Here is an 18546-nt window from a genome sequence, read left to right as displayed (position 1 = left end):
CCATTGGGCAGCACAAAGAACAAGACTCGCGTCCCACCCATCAGGAAGCCCTACGCAAACAAAGCCCTTTTACCAGGGTGAGTTAGCGGTGATATAGGAACCAAGCTGCTGCCCGTTCCCATCGATGATGTTCCAGGTAGTCGATACAACGCCGACAGCGCCTTTTTCCGGAACCCATACAGGGCCACCGGAATCGCCTCGTTGAGCGTGTACGTTCTGAACCTGTAGAGCGTTGTCCTCGATTTGGTATGCCTCGCGATCAGCGGCTAAACCGCAGGAAACTCTCCCCGTAGTGTTTCCGTATATGCAGACTGTCTCGCCAGTTTGAACATCTGTGGGGGATAGAGTCGAATCGCCTGAATACGAATTCTCACCGGCAGTAGCGGGGTCATCAAGCGAGACAACTCCAATGTCGTTTCCTGTATCTAGTGAATGGTCATAGGTGGGAGACGGTTGGAATACTCCAATTTTCTGAAAGGTCCCATCCGTCACTGTGTCTCCGTCTTGTCCACAATGACCTGCAGTGTAGATTTGCGAATTGGTTTTGTCGACATAGCCGGCTGTACAGACACTAGCCTGTGGTCCATTAGCGTGAACGATGACAACTGGATCGCCTTGGTTGATGGTGGCCGCGTAGGCCGGTAGTCCGGTTGTAGCGGTGATAACGGCAGTGACAGTGAAAATCCATGAAGGTCTATTCATGGGGAAATCTGCTCCTCAGTGAGTTGGTCGGTGGCGGCCCAAAAACTGGTTGTGGCGTTTTCAGGTCGCGCATTGAAAAGCATTTCCTCAGGCTGTGGTTCCTAGAGGGCGAATACGAACGCGCAAAGTAAGCGTCCAATCATCCCAAAGATGCGTAAAAACAAAGCTAATCTCGTCGAAAAAGATGGAACGTATGCGTGTCGGGCAGTTCATATACCCGTTTCGTATCGCGAATATAAGGAAATATATAAACCTATCAGTTAAGACAGAACCTACGCTCAAGTGATCAATCATGTGCGGTAGCGTTCTAAAAATGGGGTAGAAGAAAGGCCAACGCCCATTGGGGAGTGGGGCTAAACAGCTGCAGAGTTGCCGCTGGCGCTGTCGCCGTCGTCAAGCGCGGCAACCAAATCGCGGTGCGCACGAGTTTCGATCGTGGTCGGCATTAACACACCGCTTAAACGTGGAATCTCGCTGTAAGTTGCCACTCGTTATACAAAGTTGTCGAATTTGTTAGCAAACGGCTGGCACGTGGGGTTCGTTCGTGATGTCAGAACGGGAAATGAGAGGTCATATCCTGCCGCCAAGCAGGGATAATCTAGAAATTACAGCGCTCTCCGTGATGGCGGGGAAGAAAAGCACATCAAGTCTGTAATCCAGTTTTCTAAAAGACTTTCATAACGAAATCCCTGCTGGAGGGGCTCTCTCGCAGTCATGTACTCCTAGCCGCACTGCAGATTGCCTGTGGCGGCTATAGCATCGGCATTGTCCAGACATTTCGTCTACAACACTGAGAACAGGAACGGCACATCATGGCTGACAATGCAAAGAACACTGCTAAGAACACCCCGGCAACTCAGGCTGGCTCGGACTCCGCGAATAAGGGAACCGGCCACGGCCACACTTCTATCGACGACAGCGTCGTCTCCAAGATTGCCGGTATCGCTACCCGCGAGGTCTCCGGTGTCTATGACCTTGGCGGCGGCATGGATCGCTTCGCTGGCTCCGTCCGTGAGTTTGTTTCCGGCGGCAGCGCCAACGTATCCCAGGGAATTGCTGTTGAGGTCGGCGAGCGCCAGGCTGCAGTCGACGTCACCATCATTGCCGAGTACGGCGTTGCCATCCATGAACTGGCTGAGGCTATCCGTCAGAACGTCATTAGCTCCGTTGAGCGTATGACCGGCCTCGAGGTCACTGAAGTCAATGTCGATGTTTCCGATGTTCACACCGACTACCAGACCCCGCAGGAGCGCGAAGAAGAGGCCGCTAAGCAGCGCGAAGAGCAGCGCAAGGCCATCGCGGCTGCTAACGAGCCCAAGGAACAGCCACGCGTCCAGTAGTTGACAACTATTGCGCGTCGGAGCAGGGCAGGATGGGTAGTTAGGCCCGTATAAAGGGGAATTTCATGTTCGATAATTACACAAAGACCTTCGCGACGATTGCCGTTGTCCTGTGCTTCGCCGCAATGATTGGTGGTTTCACGGGTTTTCTTGCGGTTATTGCCTTCGGAGTTCTGGCCGGTGCAGCCGGTGCGGTACTCGATGGCAAAATCGATGCGCCCGAACTCAACCGTAAGTTCAACCGAGGAGGCCGCCGACGGTGACTATCCACGTTCCAGCAACGCGTGGCACCACCGTCGTAAGCGAAAAGGCAATCCGCCGCATCGTAGAGATGGCCGTGCGCGCGGTTCCCGGCACCCTCGACCAATCCCGTGTGCTAGGGCGCGACTATCCAATTGTCTCTATCGATAGTGCGATTGCCCCTAGTTCTGCCACGACCAATGCCGTTAGTGCAGTTCGAGTCGCAGTTCGCGCCGTTGCATCATGGCCGGCGCCGACAGCGGAAATTGCGGTGCGCATTCGTTCCAGCGTCGCAACTTGGCTCACGGACATGGCCGGTCTTGAAAATGTCACCGTCGATGTTGACATCGACAGCGTCGAACCCGGGCACGTGCGTGTCACCAGAGAGGACTTGGCGCACTTTTCGGATCACCCGCAGCTGACACCTGTCCGGGTGAATCAGCAGGCAGTAGCCGCCCCACAGGTGCGGTGGGTCCCAGAAGTGCAGTCCATCGCTGTACCGACGCCGCAGCCGGTACGCAATATTTCAGTACCGCAGCCTCAGCCAGTGCGCAGCATTACTCCGGTGGCACCGCAGCCGGTACGCAGCATTACTCCGCCGCGTCCAGAACGAGTACGCAGTGTCCCAGCGCCTGCTCCACAATCGGTGCGCTTCATCACGCCGCCGAAGCCGCAACCAGCTGTGGCTATTAAGGCACCGAAGCCGCAACCAGCCCGACGCATTGTTGCACCACCGCCGCTGCCAGTGACTCGCACCTCGGCGCCGAAGCCGGTACAGGTGCGTCGCACACCAACTCCACGGCCAATACAGCTGCGAAAAGTCGCAGCACCAAAGCCGACGTCCTTGGTGCAGGTGAGTGTCCCTCGGCAACCAAAGCTGCGTCCGGTACGAGTGCCGTCGCCACGCACAATTAGCGTTAAGGCGCCACGACCAGCGCTATTGCGGCCGGTTAAAGTGCCGCGTCCAACCCGGTTGAAACAAGTTCGCGCACCGCGACAGGAGCAGCTGCGCCCGGTATCCGTGCCACAACCACGTACCGTGGTGGTAAGCACGCCAGAGCCGCGCCCACTGAAAAAGATTGAGGTGACACCCTATGACGCCGACTGAGATGTCATCGGCCGCGGTGGTCTCGGACGAGTCAGTAGAAACTCGCCAGGGACGTGACCCGCGTCAATCACCAAAGATCCGCGGGCTGGGAGTTTTCGCCGGTCTGTTGATGATTGCAGCGGCCATAGTCGCAGGTAGAGAAGCAATCATTAGCGCCAATAGCTCAGGTGACACCTCATGGTTACAACCGGTATTCGACTGGTTCAGCAACCCACAGGGCTCAGCCGCGTCATGGGTGTTGCTCCTCGTCGGAATCCTCGCTGCAATCTATGGGCTGGGACAGCTCATAGCGGTGTTTCTTCCCGCCCCGCGCCGGTATGTACGCGTCGATGACGATGGCAACCTGCCAGTTTGGATGCATAAGTCTGACTACCAAGAAATCCAGAATGGCGCGGCACTGGCTTCCGGAACTCACGGCGGATACGAAGGTGATGACAAGTGAAAACATCAGTAAGCGTATTCGACCGAATTGTGTTGTTCCTCTTCTCAGCGCTGTTACTACTGGTAGCAACATGGGCAATTGCTAGCTACTTCGATGTCGCTCCTGCACAGTGGCTTCACGACACCGGGCGGATGGAATCCTGGGAAAAAATACCTGAGCAAAGCTGGTATGTTCCCGTCCTCGGTGTAATCACAGCGATTCTAGCGGTGGTCGGCTGCAGCTTGGTGGTCGCTAATCTGCGATCGCACCGGTTCAGCACGGTTTCCGCATCAGAATCACAGGAAAAGTTAGGAGAGATTTCGCTGCCGGTCGCCGATGTTGCCGATGCGGTGTGCACCGATTTAGAGCGCAACGCCCACATCAACCAGGCGGATTCACGGGTCTACCGGGATAATGGAATACCCACCTTGGAAGTGACTGTGGCAATGCCACCGCAGGCGAGCCTCCCCGCTGTTGTAGCTGCCCTGAAAAACGCGGAGCGTGAAATGCGTGATGCCCTCGGCCATGCGGATATCGCCTCGACCTACAAAATCGAACTGGACCGTTAGTTAGCCTCGCGGGAGAGACAACCTACAACGGCTAGCTACGTCCCCTGGCCGGAGCGGGTCTAAACAGCTGCAGAGTCGCCGCTGGCACTGTCGCCGTCGTCAAGCGCAGCAACCAAATCGCGGCGCGCACGGGCGACACGGGAGCGAATAGTGCCCACGCGACAACCTGCGATTTCCGCGGCTTCCGCGTAGGAGTAACCCAGCACCTGCGTCAGAATGAGTGCCTCGCGGCGTTCCTCCGGCAGCTGCTCCAGCAGCACGCGAGCGTCAGCGAGCTCTGACCACGACTCGCTGGTCGTAAACTGCTCGGCAGCATTTTCCACTTCCACCGCAGACTTCTTCGGGCGCGCCGAATCATGGCGGACCGAATCCACCCACACGCGCCGGGCCAGCGACAACAGCCAGGTGCGGGCAGAAGAACGCGCCGCAAAGCGGGGAAGTGCCCCCATGACACGCAGATACGTCTCCTGCGTTAAATCATCCGCAGCATCAACGCCGCCCAGATGTGCGACCAGACGCCACACGTCCTTCTGCGTCAGCCGCACAAACTCCGTCAGCGCAGCCTGATCACCGCGACCGGCTTTCAGCGCCAGCTGCGTGATGTATTCGTCATTAGAGACGAGGCGTGCAGGAGTCATGGCAATAGCTTAGCAACTTAAAACCTAAAGATAATTCGCCTGGCTGCACGTGGCCTCACCTGCAAAAAGCAGGAGGCGACGCAGCCAGGCGAACTAGGGGCTGAAATGCTAGAAGCGGATGGCGTCGATGGGCTTGACGCGGACGGCAATAGTGGCCGGGATGATACCTGCCAGTGCGCCCACAAATGTCGCGACCAGCACGCCGATCACAGCGGCCGTGACGGGGTAGGCCACGGCGCCGGTCTCCAGCGGCAACGCCAGCATCTTATCCAGCGGCAACTGTTTGACCGTGATGATCGAGGCAATCACGCCAACCACACCCGCCACCGTCGTGGCGACAATCGACTCCAGGAACACAGAGATAAAAATCCTGCCTGCCGACGCGCCCATTGCGCGACGAATACCAATCTCACGGACGCGGTGGCCAATGGTGACAATCGAGACCGTGAGCAGCCCCAATGCGCCAAGCGCAATCACAATGCCACCGATAATGCCCAGCGCAGTGGTGATGGTGTTATTCATCTCCTGGGAAATCTGCGTGTCCTTCTCCGACAGGGAGGTATTCACCTTCCAGCTGGGGCCGAGCTCCGCCTGGAAAATGTTGTGCAGCGCCTTCTGGTTCTCCTTCGCGGACTCTTCAGGCGTTGCGACGAGAAGTTGCGGCTCACCCACCTGTCCCTCGTAGCCGGCGTTGAGGAAGGAGTCATAGTGCGTGACAATGCTCGGGGCGTCCCACGAACCCAGGGACTTATACACTCCCACCACGGTGAAGGTAGTGTTGCCGGTTTCCTTCAACCTGAAGGTTGGGTGGTCGGCTAGTGCTGGGTTGCCCAGACTTTCGTAGAACTGGTCGTTGACCACTACGGGGTTCATTAAGCGCTGGCCATCGGCATCTTCCAAACGGCGTCCCTGCACGATGGTGCGGGCGTAGATATCGAACCAGCCCGGGTCAGCGGCGATCAGCTCGGGAGTACCTGGCGAAAAACACTCGTAATCATCTGGAGCGCAGTCATCCATATTTTGCTCGGGAGTCGCTGGCTGCATTCGAACTCGCGACCACAAGTTGGCGTGAGTGGTCTCCACCAGGCGGTGGGTGGCAGCGGAAAAGGCGTCGTTGATAGACCCGTCTGGGTTGATGACGCTCAAATCGTCCGGGCCGTTTCCGCCGGTGCCCTCGCCGCCGAAGCTTCCAAAGCTATCGGCCATTGTGCCGGCGCTGCCGTCACCGCTGAAGCCACCGTCGCCGAAGTTACCGCCTTCCTCGGAATCGGAATTACCCGCTCCGGCCGTCAACGTGACCGTTCCGGCGACACCCGTGCTCTGTGCGGTGACCGCATCCTGAGAGCTGGTGAGAATATTGCCAAGTGCGATAACCGTAGTCATCGCCCACACTGCGGCGGCCACACTGACCAGCGACAGCATGATGCGGCCACGGTTAATGCGCAGCTCATGCCACGCTTCCAGCAGAGCGCCGAGATAAGGCGTTGCTGCATAGAGGAAGGAAGGCCGTGACTTCGATTCGGTTTCATTATTCGTCGTCATCAGCAACCTCCTCGGAGCCGTGCATGACGTTGGCAGCAGATAGCAGGACGGAGTCGGCGTGCAACTGACCGTCGCGAAGCTCAAGCACCCGATCGCCGCGCTCGGCGACCTCTAAATCGTGCGTAATCAGAATCAACGCGGCGTTGTTTTCCGCCGCGACTTCTTCGAGCAGATCCATAACGATTTTCCCGGTGTCGACATCGAGCGCACCGGTGGGCTCATCGGCAAGAATGAGCTGCGGTTGGCGCACGAGCGCGCGGGCAATAGCCACACGCTGCTGTTCACCACCGGAAAGCTGGGAAGGCGTGGCCTCTAGGCGATCGCCCAGGCCGACGCGCTCCAGCATCGCGGCGGCGAGCTCGGTGCGATTCCAGAACTTCTCACCCCGGTCGTACATCAGCGGAACCTCGACGTTTTCCAGCGTGGTGCGGGAGGGGAAGAGGTTGAACTGCTGGAAGATGAATCCCAAATTATCGCCCCGGAGAGCAGCGCGTTTCCTGTCCGACAAGGTGGAAATATCAGTGCCGTCGAACGTGTACGTGCCGAAATCTGGCAAATCGAGCATGCCAATGATGTTCAGCAGCGTTGACTTACCCGAACCGGACTGGCCGACAATGCTGAGGTGCTCACCGCGGGGCACGTCGAGGTCGATGCCTTTCAAAATAGGCAGCTCCTCGCCGTTGGGGAGCGTCACTGTTCGAGTGACTGCGGTCAAACTAAGCATGGCGCGGGCCTACTTTTCAGAGCCAGCGTCATCGCCGGACTCATCGAAGCCGGTGTCACTGCCATCACCAGCGCCGGTGCCGGTGCCGTCGCCGGCGGAATCGTCCTTGTAGGAAGGCACGTACTCCAAAACCTGCTGACCTTCCTTCAGGCCGCGCTTGATCTCAATGAAAGTGCCATCGTTGGCGCCCAGTTCAACCTTGATTTTGGTGGGCTTGCCGCCATCCTTAGCTGGAGCGTAGACGACACCTTCGCGGAAGCGTCCCTCCACGGCGGTCACCGGCAGTGCCGGGACCTCCGAGGTGGTGCCACTGCCAAGAATCAGCGTGGCAGGAACACCTTCGTAGACGGTCTGATCTGCGGGAATGTCACAGCGCAGCTGCGGGCCGCCCGAGGAATTCCCAGCAGCGGCGGCACCCATGCCAGCACCATCTCCGGCGCCAGTGTTCTGCGAGCCCGCGCTACTTCCAGTGACAGTCTTCACCGAATCACACAAAAACGGTGCCGGGCCATCGGTGATAGCGAGGCGGCCATTGTTAATCGAGTCTCCCAGCGTGTACAGCTGGCTCGGCTTAATAGGTGCGACGGCGTGGAAGCTGTTCGGCGAAATCGTGCCAATCTCCTGGCCGATCTCAACCGTCTGGCCGATGACGATATCCCACTGCACAGTGCCAGAAGCCTTAGCGGTGATGTTTCCCCAGGTCACGGTAGTTTCGGGTGCGGCGGCTGCGGCGCCTTCTTCATCGGAATCCGCGCCGCCGGAGGTGCTGGCAGTCTCAGATACCGAGGTCTTCTTCACCTGAAGCAGGTTTTGCCCCTCTACGGCGTTGCCGCCGCTGTTGACATAGGCGTCAGTGATTTCACCGGAAGCGTTGGCGCGGATCACGGTGGGCTCGTCCGGGACGATGGTGGCAGACAGCTTCTGCGTGTTATTGATCCGCTGAGGGGATAGCTCCGTGGTGGGCTGGGAGAAATCACCGGTTGCTTGCGCATAGTCCTCGTCGTTAGCGGGGAAGAATGCGATCTTGAGAAGCGCAACGGTCGCCAGCAACGCCAGCGTGTACTTGAAGACTGTGAGCGCTTTCGCGCCCCTCCCTTGTTTTTTCATGTCTGCAGAAGTATCCGATCAGAATCCAAATTGACAGCGTGGTACGCGTGAAATCCTACCCTTAACCCCCGTGGGCAGTGGTAGTGCTGGCTATACCTTTTATTCAGTGCTGATAGGTATTGCATGAAAGCGCGGTAAGTGCTTTTCGACGGCCATCGCGTGTGGTTTTCGCGGAGGGAATTTTGCCCTTTTTGGGTCGATTTTTGTGGCTGATACAGCGAACCTAATCGGACTAATAATTAAGTCCACATATCAATCGCGGGAGACTGATAGGAAAAATATGAAACTTCGTGTAGGGTGGAAAACGTCAGGGCATGTTGTGACTGCCATCTAGCCCCTGTCTTTAGGAGGAAATCCCCATGTCCAATCTCTATGAAGGTTCCAATGGTCCGACCACTCGCCTCAACGGTGCGCCGGTTCCTACAGAGCAGCACTCGCTAACCAATGGCCCACAGGGAGGTATTAACCTCCACGACATCCATCTGCTGGAAAAGCTCGCGCACTTCAACCGCGAGCGCATTCCGGAGCGCGTTGTTCACGCTAAGGGTGCAGGTGCTTTCGGTGAACTGACCATCACCGAGGATGTCTCCAAGTACACCAAGGCTGCAGTATTCCAGCCGAACACGGTCACGCCGATGCTGGCGCGATTCTCCACTGTCGCAGGTGAGCAGGGCTCCCCGGATGGCTGGCGTGACGTGCGCGGCTTTGCACTGAAGTTCTACACCGAAGAGGGCAACCTCGACATCGTGGGCAACAACACGCCAGTGTTCTTCATCCGCGATGGCATTAAGTTCCCGGACTTCATCCACTCTCAGAAGCGCCTGCCGGACACAGGTTTGCGCGACGCCAATATGCAGTGGGATTTCTGGACTGCCTCTCCGGAGTCCGCTCACCAGGTCACTTACTTGATGGGTGACCGCGGTATTCCGAAGGACTTCCGTCATATGGACGGCTTCGGTTCTCACACCTATCAGTGGATTAACGCTGAAGGGGAGCGTTTCTGGGTTAAGTACCACTTTAAGACTCGCCAGGGCTGGGAGTTCCTGACGGATGATGAGGCCGCCGAGCTGGTTGGCGAAAACACCGACCACGCTCGCCAGGATCTCTTCGAGGCGATTGAGCGCGGCGACTACCCAACCTGGGACGTCAAGGTGCAGATCATGCCTTACGACGAGGCCGCCAGCTACAAGGTGAACCCGTTCGACCTGACCAAGACCTGGTCTCAGAAGGACTACCCCCTGATTCCGGTCGGCCACTTCACCCTGAACCGCAACCCGGGCAACTTCTTTGCTGAGGTTGAGCAGGCCGCTTTCGCACCGTCGAATACGGTCCCGGGTGTCGGCTTCTCGCCGGACAAGATGCTGCTGGCGCGTGTGTTCTCCTACGCTGATGCGCACCGCTACCGCCTTGGTGTCAACAGCGATCAGCTGCCGGTGAACCAGTCTCGCTGCCCAGTGAATTCCTTCTCGCAGGATGGTGCGGCCACGTACTACTACTCGGATCCGAAGCTGCCGGTTCACGGCTCCAACGCCACCGCTCGCGGTCCGGAGGCTGATACCGCGGCTGCAGCTAAGGCTGCTGGCTGCCCAGTGCACTCCGGTCACGCGGGCCAGGTCGATGCTGGTGCCTTTGGCCAGTGGGAGAGTGTGGGCGAAGAGTTCTATGCTGGCGCCTACGTGCAGCACCCTGAGGATGATGACTTCTCGCAGCCAGGCGACCTTGTTCGCAACGTGATGGACGATGCCGAGCGCGATCGCTTGGCAGACAACATCGTCGGTGCCATGCAGGGTGTTTCTCCAGAGGTGGAGCAGCGTGTCTACCAGTACTGGACCAACGTTGATTCCTGGCTCGGTGCCGAGGTGGAAAAGCGCTTCAAGGCAACGAAGTAAAGCAACCGCGTAGGGCTGTGCAGTAAAACCGCAGAGTAGAGCTGCGCAGTCACGCGGTAGGTCACAGTAAATAGAAAAGCGTTAGCCCTGCAGATGGTTTGACCATCTGCAGGGCTAACGCTTTATTTAAAACTTCTGTCTGTGCATGGCAGCCACGGCTTTGTGGTTGCCTGCACGCCGGCCCGGTTTGGGCGGCTAAGGAACAACCCTAAGTGTGAGTTGTTTTAGGCACCGATGCCCGGCAGGCTCGGGGAGCCGTTGAAAAGCGACTTCGGAGCAGCTGCAGCCTCGTCAGCCTCTTCGGCCTCTTCGGCGGACTCGGACACCTCTCGGCCCTGTTCGGCAGCGTCGGAGACACTATCAGCCTCAACGCCGGAGACGTGGGTGGAGTTGTCATTGTGGGTGGACTGATCGTTCGTGATGTTGATGTCCATGAAGTCGCGGCCGAACGGAGCGTTCCAGTCACCGGTTTCCAGGAGGGTCAGGTCACCATCGATGGTCGGGTTAATCTCGAAGGTGACGTTGACGGTCGGGCCGGAAGGCATTGCTTCCAGAACCTCAACGATAGGAGTGACGTCCATTTTTGGTGTTCCTTTTAGACAGTAACGAAATGAAGAATATCGGTTTTAACTGAACAATAAACCGCAGTCTTTTTTAGAGACTGGCGGTTTATTGTGTCAAGGATTGGCGGAGCTATTGTCCTGCCATGAAGCCCAGGAGCTTACTTGGCGCCGATGCCAGAGATGCTCGGGTTCAGGAAGTCGAACTTACGCTGGTCGGACTTGTCGACGGTGGTCTCCGGGTTCAGGAAGTCGGAAACCTCGACGTCGTGGGAGTCGTGGGTGGAGTGGTCGTCGGTGACGGAGATGTCCAGGAAGTCGTTACCGAACGGCAGGTTCAGGTCGCCACCGACGTTAGCGAAGTTGACGTCGTTGCCAGCCAGCTGCTCGAAAGCCGGCAGCGGGCTCTCGACGGTGACGGCCGGAAGGGCTTCGAGGATGGTTGCGATATCTTCTGCGGAGCAGGACATGAGAAAATCCTTAGGTTCTCGGGGGTAAAGATTTTGAGTCGCTCTTGGCGAACTCACAGAAATTAAGTTAACCGATGGGGCAAGGGGCTGCAATGAAAAAGTAAGTGCTTCGGCCCGCTTCTGGTCGGTTGTGTCCCCTGAATCTCGCTCAAATTCGCCTAAAAATATTGGAAAGAGGGCGGTTTTGAGTCGGTCGGGACGACTCCGGCCTCTGCCTGAATATCGGATGACAAGAGTGTTGTTTTCTTAAAATTTACCGGAATTGCATTGATTGTTTTGTTCTTGGTGTCACAAAGGTGCAGGCAAACGGCGAATTCATCAAAAATGATAACTAAGGGGTCCCTAAGTAAGGAAAACCAAAGCTTAGTTAACGGCAAAAACTGCCGCTCAATTTGGGGGCATAAATGGGGTTAACAAGCGGCCTATAACCCATGAGAGGTACATCACATTGTGGGAGGCTAAAAGTGTGGGGAAATATACCCCCTTTTGGGTAGGCCGGGTGGCCTAAAGGGGGTGTCGGAGCGCGCTGAGGGGTCGCTGTGAAACTGGCCGCTAACGGTGTGTTCAGGACGTTTCCCGCGCCACTAGCTACCGCTCCGGGACGTAGTCCTCAGCGGAGCCGTCACGGGCACCCAGGACCGCGCGTCCAAGTACTTCGGAGGCGACGGTAGCGACGACCAGAACAGCAACAATGGCCAGAATGGCCGTGAGGGTTTTGCCCCACGTCAGGACTCCCTGGTCGGCCTCTAAGACCAAGTTGGCAATCACCAGCGCGGGGATGCCCACCATGATTCCGGCCGAAAGCTGGTTCAACCGGCTCAGGGCATCTTTAGAGCGCCACATGGCCACACCCGCCAGAAGCAGGTACAAAGATCCGCCAATGACCAGCACGGCAAACAAGATAGTTACAAGGATTGAAGCGATACTCATATTGCGATTCGTCCTTAATCGGTCTTAGCGGCGGCCACGGGAAATAACTCGGGCCAGGCCCACGGTCGACAGAATGCCAAGCAAGCCCGCCAGCATTGCAATATCGAAAGTAATGGCCGTAGTTCGCAGCATGGCAGTTGTGAGGAACACTCCCACCATGGGGTAGAAGGCGGCGTCGGAAAGCACTGCCCGTGAGACATTGCCCTTGACCCGGAAGATCAGCACGACGCCCACAAGCAGCGCCACTGAACACAGAGCAATGCCAATGCCGCTAATTACCTGTACTGCGGTGGGATCGATCAATGTGTCATTCATGAGCGTGCTCCTTTGTCTTCGCCATTGGAGGCAATGCCATCCGGCAGCGGCAGACCATGTTCGACCTCGGCAGCAACGCCGACGACGGCATCCGGGTCAATGAACTGGTCTGCGTTGTATTCCTCGAAGACGAACGCCTTCGGGCGGGGGACATCGCGGAGGCTGGGAACGAGGTGCTCCTCCATGTCGTAGAGGGAGTCGTACAGTGAGTCCAGGTCGGCACCGAAGATTGCGTGGATGATGAACAACCGCCCCGCATCGGTCTCACGGGCACCACAGACCAGCGTGCCCGGGGTCATGGTGATGGACTCGGCAAAGAGAGTGACCTCAAGGTCAGACTTCACACGCAGCGGCAGTCCAATGAGCACCGGCTGCTGCTTCTGGTTCGGGCGCAGAGTATCGAGCACCACGTCCGTCGCAGCCACAACAACCTGCCAGACCAGCCAGAGGGAATAGCGGATAACATGCAGAAACTTCATCAGTAAATACCTCCGATGGCGTTTTCAACTCCGCCGAGAGTCGCCTCGCGGTAGCCATCAATATTCAGCAGCGCATCAGCCGCGCCGGTGGTCGCCCAAGTGACGGCGCCGGCCGCGACGAACATGGCCACAGAAACAATTGCCAGCATGGCGGACGGCGCAACCAGCGTTCCCGGAACTCGAACAGAATCATCCACGCCCTGCATCGGTCGGCCCCAGAAGACCGCGCGCCACAGGCGAATCATGGCCAGCAGCGAGCCCAGCGAGGCAACGATGATTGCGGTGATCGCAACGATCGAGCGGGCATCGCCAGTGGCGGCAGAGGCAAAGACAATGCCCACCTTGCCCCACACGCCGGAAAACGGTGGGAAGCCCACAATGGAGAAGCTCATTGCCGCCATCACCCAGGCGACCGCCTGGTCGCGGCGAGCAAGCCCAGAAAGCCTGGAGAGCGTACCCGTACCGTAGGTCTCTTCCACTGCGCCGGAGCCCAGAATGAGGGCGCCGACAGTCACCATGTGGTGGATTGCGTAGAAAATACCCGCAGCCAGCGCCGCCTTGGCGCCGCCCCCGTCGTTAGCATCCGTGAAGGCGAGCACAATCAGAATGAACGGCATACCCGTGACCATCTGGTAGGCCAGCACCTCACGCATGGTGTTCTCCGCGAGACCAGCAAACGCGCCGACCAGCATCGAGATCGCCATGATGATAATGATCGGCCAGTGCCAGGAGGGATTCATGCCCACAATCACGACGTAAATGCGGAAGAGCATGTACACCGCAACCTTCGTATGCACCGCAGAGAACAGTGCCATCACCGCAGGGCTTGTCGACGGGTACGTCCTCGGCAGCCATGTGTGCGCCGGAACCAAACCAGCCTTCACACACAGCGCAATGATGACAATGCCGAGTGCGACCACACCCGTGCCGCCAGGGCCGCCCTCACTGGCCATGTCCGCCAGCATTGCGATGTTCACATTGCCCGCCGAGCCGTAAATCAGCGCGACACCAATCAGCAGCACCGTGGAGGTCAAGAGGTTGACCAGCACGAAGCTACGACCAGCAGCCAGGCGGTGCCAGGTACCGGTGACCGCAATTAGGCCGTAGGAGGGCAGCAGCATGACCTCCATGAACACGAAGAAGTTGAACAAATCGGCAGTCAGGAAAGCACCCGACATACCGGACAACATCATCAGCGTCAGGGAGGGGAAGAACCGCGAAGTGTTTTCACCCGCGACGTGGGCGAACCAGTTACCGATGGCAACCACAGCTGCGGCCACACCCAGCATCAGCATGGAGAACGTGTCCGCCAAGAAAGGAATCGAGATACCACCGGGGAACGCGCCCACACCGTGGCCGACCGGGCCGTTGTCAGCGACGTAGAACATCACCCAAAACGCAGCCAGCGACGACAGTGCCGGAACGGCGATGCCCATCGTCGCGCGCATCCACAGCTTCGGCAGGATGGCTGTGACTGCCGACAAAATCAGCGGCAGTGCCGCAAACAGTGGCAGCAGTGAAGACAGAGTTGAAGGGGACATTGCAGAGGTCATTGCAGAGGCTTCTACCATTTCTCGTCACCGCCGTACGGGGTCTCGCGCGGGAACTTATCCGGAGCCGGAGAGACCCCTGGGGTGCCGGTGACTGTGGAGTCCGAGTCAGCCGGAATGTGCTTACCCGCACGACGACCAGCGGTCGACAGCTGTCGCATAGCCTCGCGGTCCTCATGGATACGAGTGTCGTCATCGCGGCCCAAACCAGACAGAGCCAGCATGAACGCGGTGACGGCCATGGTAATCACGATGGCTGTCAGCACGAATGCCTGCGGCAGTGGGTCAGCCATCTGCTCGGCAGCGCCCGCGCCCGCAGTGGTCTCGTTGCCCAGCAGCGGCTCGCCGCGCCAGGCGCCGACACCCGTGGACAGAATAATCAGGTTGGCGGCATGGGAAATCAGAGTCATACCGATGATGGTGCGCAGCATGCCGCGCTGAAGCACCAGGTACGTGCCACCGCCTGCGAGGACGGCAGCCATGATGGCGATAATCACTTCTTAGCCTCCTCAACGGTGGCATGAGCTGGGGCCGGGGCGGGAGCGCTCTCCGCTTCTGAGGCGAACACGCCCATCTCCGGCGGCACCCGCAAGCTCGAGCGGTCTGAGTAGAGATCCTGCATCACATCGTCCGACCCGGTCACACCAGGACGGTTCGGGCCGCCCAGGAGATTCAGCGCGGTTGCCACAATGCCGATGACGGCCAGGTACACGCCGACGTCGAAAAGCAATGCCGTGGTGAGGTGCTGACCCAGGAACTCGCCGTACAACGGTGCCAAGAACGACCCCTTGGCGAAACCGATGAAGCCCGTGCCGATAGCCGTGATGACACCCGCAGCACTGAGCACCACCGGGATCTTCTCGCCAAAGACCAGCTCGTCGCGGTCCTTGGACAGGTAAATCAGCATGACGGCAGCGGCACCAATCAGCGCCGCGTTGAAGCCGCCGCCCGGAGCGGTACCGCCACGGTAGAGAACCACAGCGGACAGGGCGAACAGAACCGGCGACAGCCAGCGGACCAGCCAGCGCATCATGATGGAATTCAGAGCGGGCTCCGCAAGCGGGGAAGGCTGATCGAGCAGGTGCGGGAAGCGAGGCATCGACGTGACAACCGCCGCCATCGCGACACCCGCCATACCGAGAACCGCCAGCTCACCCATCGTATCGAAAGCACGGAACTCAACCAGGATCACGTTGACAATGTTGGTCTCGCCCGTGACCTTCTCAGTGTTATCGATGTACCACTGCGCGACCTCAGGCATCTGACGACGGCCAGTGAGGAACCACACCGCGCCGAACGTAGCCAAGCCCACGGCAACCGCCACAACCGCCGCGGAAGCACGGCGGTTCTTCGAGGTCTCAGAGAACGCACGCGGCTGGAAGCGCAGCACCAGCATCATCAACACGACAGTCAGGATTTCCACCATGAACTGCGTCAATGCCACATCCGGTGCGCCCAGCAGGAGAATCTGCAGCGTGACACCAACACCGGTGACACTCAGCAGTACGGCAGCCTGCAGGCGGTTCTTCGCCCGAAGCGTGGCCCACACGCCAATCACGACAACAACCAGCGGAATCAGATCAGTCAGGTGATCGATGCCGTCGATCTTCGGCAGCACCGGAGCGCCCCCGACACCCGGAGCGATCGCAATAACCAGGGCGTACACCGCGAGCAAACCAAGTAGCGGCAACAGGTGACGCGATGGCTGATGCGAACGCGCCATCTTGCCCATTGCGCGCCCCACACGCTGCGAGACGCTCAGCGACGCGTTGATCGCCTCCACGCCAGTGAACGGGAAGAGCTTGCGGTCGGCCATAACGTCGTTGACGCGGGCACGAGTGAAGATGAAGCCCACGCCGACAGCCAGCACAATCACAGAGATAATCAGCGGCACATTCACGCCGTGCCACAGGCTCAAGTGCGATTCCTGAGTCGTGCCAGCCGGAAGCTGACCGACCGTATCGGCCACGCGGTCCAGCGGACGATTCAAGATAGCGCCGGCAGCGAAGGCCGCAGGCAGGCTCAGTAGGCCAGGGATGGCAGCCGGCAGCCACAGCGAAATTGGAGCCTCAGTGATGTGGTCAACGTTGCGCGGACCATCCACAAACGCACCGAACACCAAACGTGCCGAGTATGCGAAAGTACCAATCGCACCAATCGCCGCCACCGTCAGCAGAATGACGACACCGGTGTTGCTGAGCGGCGCACCTTCGAATGCGGTCAGCATGCCCTCCTTCGACATGAAGCCGAAGAACGGCGGAATTGCCGCCATCGATGCCGCACCGAAAATCATCGAGCCAAAGCTCCACGGCATCTGCTTCCACAGCGGACCCAAGCGACGAATGTCGCGCGTGCCCGCCTGATGGTCAACCACGCCAGCCATCATGAACAGCGAAGACTTAAACATCGCGTGCGCAATGGTGTGCACAACTGCAGCCATAATGGCGAACTTCGTGCCCACACCAATCGTGGCGACAATCCAACCCAACTGCGAGACTGTCGAGTACGCAATCAGCTTCTTCAAGTCAGTCTGCTGCAGCGCAAAGTAGGCCGTGGCAACAGCCGTCCACATACCCATGACAATCAGCAGCAACTGCCACACGCGCACGTCCGCGAAGACCGTGGAAAAACGCATCAGCAGGTAAACGCCCGCCTTGACGACGGCCGCAGCGTGCAAGAAAGCCGAGACGGGAGTTGCTGCCGCCATGGCCTCTGGAAGCCAGGCGTGGAAAGGGAACTGAGCTGCCTTCGTGAAAGCACCCAGGGCCACCAGCGCGGCAATGAGGCTGCGCGCTGCCGGGTTGGCCTCCCACTCAGGCGAAGCCAAAACCTCGGTGAGGTTCGTGGAACCGGTTAGCCACACAGCACCGCCGAGGGCGGCCAGAAGCAGCAAGCCACCGGTAAAGGTCAGCAGGAGTGTGCGCAACGAGCCCAGCTCGCCCGACGAGCCCGATCTTGCAATGAGCAGGAACGACGCCATCGAGACCAGCTCCCACCCGATGAAGAGGAGCATGATGTCGTCGGCAAGCACGAGGAGCAAAACCGCCAGCATGAACGCCGTCATCAGGACGTAGAAGCTCATCGCGGATTTCTTCGGAGGCAAATACGCGGTGGAGTAGATGAAGACTATCGAGCCCACCAACAGCGCCAAGAAACTGAACACCATGGAGAGGGGATCGAGCTTCAGCGCAAACGCCGCGTTCAGCTCCGGGGACCAAACGCGGGACCAGGTGAAGGTGGTGCCGTCGAGGATATCGCCCGTTACACGCGAAAGCTGGACCACCGACGCGAGAAAAAACGCGACGATGGGCCAGCCTGCGTGACGACCAAGGAGCTTCACAAACAGCGGGGTCAGCGCCAGGGCAACCGCGACCAACAGCGGGACCGAAAGGAGGGTCAGGCTGTTGGTGGAGGTTTGGGCAGCTTGGGCTGCTTGGGCTGCTTGGGTGGCTTGGACTGCTTGAGCTGCGAGCGTTGTTGCGTGCTCGGCGGAGCTGCTTGCTTGGGCGGTAATCGTTGCCGGGGCAGAAAGAACGGAATCTAAAGAATTCAATGTTGCCGATACGCCGCCGGACGCAAACTCAGAAGCCAATGTCTGGTCTGGTGGTGCGGTCGCCGACGGCGGACTGGCTGTAAAGGAGCTGGCTGATGCCAGAGCTGCTGCCAGGTGCGTCACTTGGGGGCTACTTTCACATTGCTGTTAAAAAGGTTCGTACTTCTACAGACTAACAGCCACGAAATTGCTCCACGCGGGGTGAAAGGGGCATTTGGGGGAGCGGGGAAAGGCTCTGTGAATCCAGTAGTGAAAATACATAGGAACGAGTGATGAACGGGGCGTCGGTGGGAGTTACTGACTGCGTTTATGTCTGGTGACGTTGGATTGATCCGAGTTACTGACTAGGTTTATGACAAAAATGGCCCGAAAAATGGCTGGTAGGGTCAGGCGGTCATTGCATCATGGA

19 protein-coding genes are annotated in these 18546 nt (G+C 58.6%); 6 read left to right on the top strand and 13 right to left on the bottom strand.

Annotated elements, in window-relative coordinates; all coding sequences use genetic code 11:
* Window positions 1–69: 69 nt before the first annotated feature.
* Window positions 70–702: a trypsin-like serine protease gene (locus HMPREF2857_RS11005; protein ID WP_080969619.1), complete on the bottom strand. Its 633-nt coding sequence runs from the start codon at window positions 700–702 to the stop codon at window positions 70–72.
* A gap of 812 nt (window positions 703–1514) precedes the next feature.
* Between HMPREF2857_RS11005 and HMPREF2857_RS10330 the strand changes: the two genes are divergently transcribed.
* From HMPREF2857_RS10330 to HMPREF2857_RS10310, 5 genes are all read left to right on the top strand, one after another.
* A complete protein-coding gene (locus tag HMPREF2857_RS10330) occupies window positions 1515–2042 on the top strand; it encodes an Asp23/Gls24 family envelope stress response protein (RefSeq protein ID WP_016421902.1) in 528 nt (175 codons plus the stop codon).
* 65 nt (window positions 2043–2107) lie between these two features.
* The gene (locus tag HMPREF2857_RS10325; protein ID WP_016421903.1) at window positions 2108–2305 is read left to right on the top strand and encodes a hypothetical protein; all 198 of its coding nucleotides are present in this window, start codon (window positions 2108–2110) and stop codon (window positions 2303–2305) included.
* A complete protein-coding gene (locus HMPREF2857_RS10320) occupies window positions 2302–3390 on the top strand; it encodes an Asp23/Gls24 family envelope stress response protein (protein WP_049190890.1) in 1089 nt (362 codons plus the stop codon). The genes HMPREF2857_RS10325 and HMPREF2857_RS10320 overlap by 4 nt, the downstream gene beginning before the upstream one ends.
* Window positions 3377–3832 carry a hypothetical protein gene (locus HMPREF2857_RS10315; RefSeq protein ID WP_049190887.1) on the top strand — a complete coding sequence of 152 codons (456 nt, stop codon included), beginning with the start codon at window positions 3377–3379 and terminating at the stop codon, window positions 3830–3832. Before HMPREF2857_RS10320 ends, HMPREF2857_RS10315 begins: the two co-directional genes overlap by 14 nt.
* Window positions 3829–4380 carry a hypothetical protein gene (locus HMPREF2857_RS10310; RefSeq protein ID WP_049190884.1) on the top strand — a complete coding sequence of 184 codons (552 nt, stop codon included), beginning with the start codon at window positions 3829–3831 and terminating at the stop codon, window positions 4378–4380. Before HMPREF2857_RS10315 ends, HMPREF2857_RS10310 begins: the two co-directional genes overlap by 4 nt.
* A gap of 59 nt (window positions 4381–4439) precedes the next feature.
* Here the strand turns inward: HMPREF2857_RS10310 and HMPREF2857_RS10305 are convergent, their stop codons facing one another.
* The 4 genes from HMPREF2857_RS10305 to HMPREF2857_RS10290 form a co-directional block, all read right to left on the bottom strand.
* Entirely contained in the window at window positions 4440–5018 is a 579-nt protein-coding gene (locus HMPREF2857_RS10305; RefSeq protein ID WP_049190882.1) for an RNA polymerase sigma factor, read from the bottom strand.
* Window positions 5019–5126: 108 nt separating this feature from the next.
* Complete coding sequence (locus HMPREF2857_RS10300; protein ID WP_070644179.1) at window positions 5127–6560, bottom strand: ABC transporter permease; 1434 nt, start codon at window positions 6558–6560, stop codon at window positions 5127–5129.
* A complete protein-coding gene (locus tag HMPREF2857_RS10295) occupies window positions 6547–7284 on the bottom strand; it encodes an ABC transporter ATP-binding protein (RefSeq protein ID WP_070644176.1) in 738 nt (245 codons plus the stop codon). Before HMPREF2857_RS10295 ends, HMPREF2857_RS10300 begins: the two co-directional genes overlap by 14 nt.
* A 9-nt stretch (window positions 7285–7293) precedes the next feature.
* Window positions 7294–8391, bottom strand: coding sequence for an efflux RND transporter periplasmic adaptor subunit (locus tag HMPREF2857_RS10290; RefSeq protein WP_070644173.1), 1098 nt, complete (start codon window positions 8389–8391; stop codon window positions 7294–7296).
* 359 nt (window positions 8392–8750) lie between these two features.
* On the opposite strand from HMPREF2857_RS10290, the gene HMPREF2857_RS10285 reads away from it, so the two are divergent.
* Window positions 8751–10280 (top strand): catalase, encoded by a 1530-nt coding sequence (locus HMPREF2857_RS10285; protein ID WP_070644171.1) that lies wholly within the window; start codon window positions 8751–8753, stop codon window positions 10278–10280.
* Between the two features lie 224 nt (window positions 10281–10504).
* On the opposite strand, the gene HMPREF2857_RS10280 is transcribed toward HMPREF2857_RS10285, so the two are convergent.
* From HMPREF2857_RS10280 to HMPREF2857_RS10245, 8 genes are all read right to left on the bottom strand, one after another.
* Complete coding sequence (locus HMPREF2857_RS10280) at window positions 10505–10861, bottom strand: hypothetical protein (RefSeq protein ID WP_070644164.1); 357 nt, start codon at window positions 10859–10861, stop codon at window positions 10505–10507.
* 140 nt (window positions 10862–11001) lie between these two features.
* Window positions 11002–11310 carry a hypothetical protein gene (locus HMPREF2857_RS10275; RefSeq protein ID WP_016421913.1) on the bottom strand — a complete coding sequence of 103 codons (309 nt, stop codon included), beginning with the start codon at window positions 11308–11310 and terminating at the stop codon, window positions 11002–11004.
* A 588-nt stretch (window positions 11311–11898) separates the two neighbouring features.
* Complete coding sequence (locus HMPREF2857_RS10270; protein WP_070644162.1) at window positions 11899–12240, bottom strand: monovalent cation/H(+) antiporter subunit G; 342 nt, start codon at window positions 12238–12240, stop codon at window positions 11899–11901.
* 24 nt (window positions 12241–12264) lie between these two features.
* The gene (locus HMPREF2857_RS10265) at window positions 12265–12555 is read right to left on the bottom strand and encodes a monovalent cation/H+ antiporter complex subunit F (RefSeq protein ID WP_005511667.1); all 291 of its coding nucleotides are present in this window, start codon (window positions 12553–12555) and stop codon (window positions 12265–12267) included.
* Window positions 12552–13034, bottom strand: coding sequence for a Na+/H+ antiporter subunit E (locus HMPREF2857_RS10260; protein WP_070644160.1), 483 nt, complete (start codon window positions 13032–13034; stop codon window positions 12552–12554). Before HMPREF2857_RS10260 ends, HMPREF2857_RS10265 begins: the two co-directional genes overlap by 4 nt.
* Window positions 13034–14575, bottom strand: coding sequence for a monovalent cation/H+ antiporter subunit D family protein (locus HMPREF2857_RS10255; protein WP_070644191.1), 1542 nt, complete (start codon window positions 14573–14575; stop codon window positions 13034–13036). Before HMPREF2857_RS10255 ends, HMPREF2857_RS10260 begins: the two co-directional genes overlap by 1 nt.
* A 23-nt stretch (window positions 14576–14598) precedes the next feature.
* A complete protein-coding gene (locus HMPREF2857_RS10250) occupies window positions 14599–15081 on the bottom strand; it encodes a sodium:proton antiporter (protein WP_070644157.1) in 483 nt (160 codons plus the stop codon).
* Window positions 15078–17984: a DUF4040 family protein gene (locus HMPREF2857_RS10245; RefSeq protein ID WP_070644194.1), complete on the bottom strand. Its 2907-nt coding sequence runs from the start codon at window positions 17982–17984 to the stop codon at window positions 15078–15080. The genes HMPREF2857_RS10250 and HMPREF2857_RS10245 overlap by 4 nt, the downstream gene beginning before the upstream one ends.
* Window positions 17985–18546 lie beyond the last annotated feature (562 nt).

The organism is Corynebacterium sp. HMSC076C10 (genome assembly GCF_001812455.1).
Lineage (GTDB): Bacteria > Actinomycetota > Actinomycetes > Mycobacteriales > Mycobacteriaceae > Corynebacterium > Corynebacterium jeikeium_D.
The sequence above is the reverse complement of the archived record's forward strand: the minus strand, read 5'-3'. Positions and strand labels throughout refer to the sequence as shown.

What these genes read in the sequence shown, in the direction of transcription:
- HMPREF2857_RS10260 (WP_070644160.1), bottom strand. Translation starts at nt 13,034, where the DNA reads ATGAAGTTTCTGCATGTTATCCGCTATTCCCTCTGGCTGGTCTGGCAG.
- HMPREF2857_RS10295 (WP_070644176.1), bottom strand. Translation starts at nt 7,284, where the DNA reads ATGCTTAGTTTGACCGCAGTCACTCGAACAGTGACGCTCCCCAACGGC.
- HMPREF2857_RS10280 (WP_070644164.1), bottom strand. Translation starts at nt 10,861, where the DNA reads ATGGACGTCACTCCTATCGTTGAGGTTCTGGAAGCAATGCCTTCCGGC.
- HMPREF2857_RS10285 (WP_070644171.1), top strand. Translation starts at nt 8,751, where the DNA reads ATGTCCAATCTCTATGAAGGTTCCAATGGTCCGACCACTCGCCTCAAC.
- HMPREF2857_RS10265 (WP_005511667.1), bottom strand. Translation starts at nt 12,555, where the DNA reads ATGAATGACACATTGATCGATCCCACCGCAGTACAGGTAATTAGCGGC.
- HMPREF2857_RS10305 (WP_049190882.1), bottom strand. Translation starts at nt 5,018, where the DNA reads ATGACTCCTGCACGCCTCGTCTCTAATGACGAATACATCACGCAGCTG.
- HMPREF2857_RS10330 (WP_016421902.1), top strand. Translation starts at nt 1,515, where the DNA reads ATGGCTGACAATGCAAAGAACACTGCTAAGAACACCCCGGCAACTCAG.
- HMPREF2857_RS10255 (WP_070644191.1), bottom strand. Translation starts at nt 14,575, where the DNA reads ATGTCCCCTTCAACTCTGTCTTCACTGCTGCCACTGTTTGCGGCACTG.
- HMPREF2857_RS10275 (WP_016421913.1), bottom strand. Translation starts at nt 11,310, where the DNA reads ATGTCCTGCTCCGCAGAAGATATCGCAACCATCCTCGAAGCCCTTCCG.
- HMPREF2857_RS10300 (WP_070644179.1), bottom strand. Translation starts at nt 6,560, where the DNA reads ATGACGACGAATAATGAAACCGAATCGAAGTCACGGCCTTCCTTCCTC.
- HMPREF2857_RS11005 (WP_080969619.1), bottom strand. Translation starts at nt 702, where the DNA reads ATGAATAGACCTTCATGGATTTTCACTGTCACTGCCGTTATCACCGCT.
- HMPREF2857_RS10325 (WP_016421903.1), top strand. Translation starts at nt 2,108, where the DNA reads ATGTTCGATAATTACACAAAGACCTTCGCGACGATTGCCGTTGTCCTG.
- HMPREF2857_RS10290 (WP_070644173.1), bottom strand. Translation starts at nt 8,391, where the DNA reads ATGAAAAAACAAGGGAGGGGCGCGAAAGCGCTCACAGTCTTCAAGTAC.
- HMPREF2857_RS10270 (WP_070644162.1), bottom strand. Translation starts at nt 12,240, where the DNA reads ATGAGTATCGCTTCAATCCTTGTAACTATCTTGTTTGCCGTGCTGGTC.
- HMPREF2857_RS10315 (WP_049190887.1), top strand. Translation starts at nt 3,377, where the DNA reads ATGACGCCGACTGAGATGTCATCGGCCGCGGTGGTCTCGGACGAGTCA.